This is a genomic window from Corallococcus terminator (assembly GCF_003611635.1).
GTDB classification, from domain to species: domain Bacteria; phylum Myxococcota; class Myxococcia; order Myxococcales; family Myxococcaceae; genus Corallococcus; species Corallococcus terminator.
In genome coordinates this window covers 1-1,984 of record NZ_RAVZ01000637.1, presented here as the reverse complement: position 1 = coordinate 1,984, position 1,984 = coordinate 1, and the positions used below count along the sequence as shown (strand labels likewise).

General features: G+C 71.0%; 2 protein-coding genes. Both read right to left on the bottom strand.

Translation table 11 applies throughout. The features are described from left to right. Positions 1-777: sterol desaturase family protein (locus tag D7V88_RS40995; protein WP_244238677.1), on the bottom strand; the 777-nt coding region annotated here is incomplete at its 3' end. A 56-nt stretch (positions 778-833) separates the two neighbouring features. Next, complete coding sequence (locus tag D7V88_RS40990) at positions 834-1,823, bottom strand: sensor histidine kinase (RefSeq protein WP_120545894.1); 990 nt, start codon at positions 1,821-1,823, stop codon at positions 834-836. Between the last annotated feature and the right edge of the window lie 161 nt (positions 1,824-1,984).

The following is a 1,984-nucleotide window of genomic DNA, read 5'->3' as shown; positions in this document are numbered from 1 at the left end:
GGCCACGGGCAGCCGCTCTCCCATGCGGGTGAGGCCCTCGCCGTCCCGGGCCCGGGCATGCACCTGCGGATAGTCCTCGAACGTGCTGCCGAACCACCGGTCCAACAGCACGGTGTAGAGGCCGTAGTGCCCCTGGTAGCGGGCGTGATGCATCGCGTGGAACGTGGGCGTGAAGAAGATGCGGCCCACCCAGGACGTCACGAAGCGCTTGGGCAGCCACTCCGTGTTGCCATGGCCCACCGCGTTGAGGGCGTAGTTGGTCAGCATGTAGGCGAGGATTCCGGCCTGCGTGCCGGGCATCAGGTGGATCGCCGCGTAGTGCAGGCACAGCCCGCCGCCCATCAGCGACACCCGCTCCAGCACGGAGAAGGACAGCGCGGTGAGGGGCGCCGTCACCTTGGCCACGTGGTGCTGCGCATGGAAGCGGTAGAAGCGGGGCAGGTGCATCAGCCGGTGCGTCGCGTAGAACCACACCTCGTAGCCCACGAACATCCACGCGTACGTCCAGAGCGTGGCGGACACGCTGAAGGGCGCATGCTTGGGGCCCGTCCAATAGAGGAAGCCGGCGATGATGACCGCGTCGGCCAGCAGCACGCCCACCGCCGCCCAGAGTTCGCTGCGAAGCTGCCCTTCCGCCAGCTCGCGCCGGTACACCCGGAGGCGCTCCGCGGCGCGCGTGCGCCAGGCCAGCCACCCCAGGGCGACGGTCAGCAACTTCACCAGCCCGGAGATGACCAGCACCACCAGGGCCAACACCGGCAGGGAGGGGGTGTCCATCAGCATCCCGGGACCTCGCGCGCGCCACGCACCGGGACACCCGGAAGGGACGCCCGTCAGGCCCAGTCTGCCTGAGAACGGGGCGTCTGTACGAAGGCGCCCGCCACGGGCAGGCACACGCGGAAGATGCTGCCCTGGCCCGGCGCGCTCTCCATCGTCAGCGTCCCGCCCAACGAGGTGACGATGCCATGGCACACCGCGAGCCCCAGGCCCGTGCCCACGCCCAGCGGCTTGGTGGTGAAGAAGGGGTCGAAGATGCGCTCGCGGTGCTCGGGCGCGATGCCGCAGCCGGTGTCGCGCACCTCCACCAGCACGTGGCCCGGCGCTCCGGGACGGGCCACCACGCGCACCTCGTTGGCCTCCGCGTTGCCCGGGGAGATGGACTGCGCCGCGTTGAGCAGCAGGTTGAGGAACACCTGGCCCAGCCGTGAGCCGTTGCCCTGCACCGGGGGCACGCCGTCGCACTCCACCACCAGGCGCGCGCGGTGCCGCAATTCGTGCATGGCCATCTTCGCCGCCGTGCGCACCACCGCCGCCAGCTCCGCGGGCCCGCTGCCCACGTCCTCCGCGCGCGACAGCGTCTGCAAGTCGCGCACGATGAGCCGGATCCGCTCCGCCCCGTCGCGCGTCTCCGCCAGCGCCTCCAATATCTCCTGCCGGTCCTGCTCCGACAGGCGCTCCTTCTGCTGCAGCTCCTGGTGGATGTACTCCAGGTTGCTCAGGATGAAGGCCAGCGGGTTGTTGATTTCATGGCCCACGCCCGCGGCGATGCGCCCCAGGGCGATGAGCCGGTCGGCGAAGAGCAACTGGGCCTGCGTGGCGTGGAGCTGCTCCAGGCTGCTGGACAGCTTCGCGTTGGCGGCCTCCAGCGCCGCGGTGCGCTCGCGCACCGTCTCTTCCAGCAGGTGACTGTCCGCGCGGGGCGCACCCGGTCCGGGACGCACGCCCACGAAGGGCCCGGTGCCAAGCCCCTGGAAGGCCTGTCGCAGGGTGCTCCGCCGCCGCGTCATCGCCGCCAAACGCCCGACCTTCGCTCGTACCGTCATCGCGGCCCACTCCAACACCCGCGGCCGTTACCGCTCCTCGTGGCGGTGGTCCCAACAGCGAACCGGCCTGCGCGAGGGGCATCCAACACCGCCGACCGGTGCCGGGCAAGGTGCACGGGGTGGGGGGACGCCGGGGATTCGACAGGCGCGGATTCCTGCAC

Coding starts and splice junctions, on each gene's coding strand:
- D7V88_RS40990 (WP_120545894.1), bottom strand. CDS start 1,823: ATGACGGTACGAGCGAAGGTCGGGCGTTTGGCGGCGATGACGCGGCGG.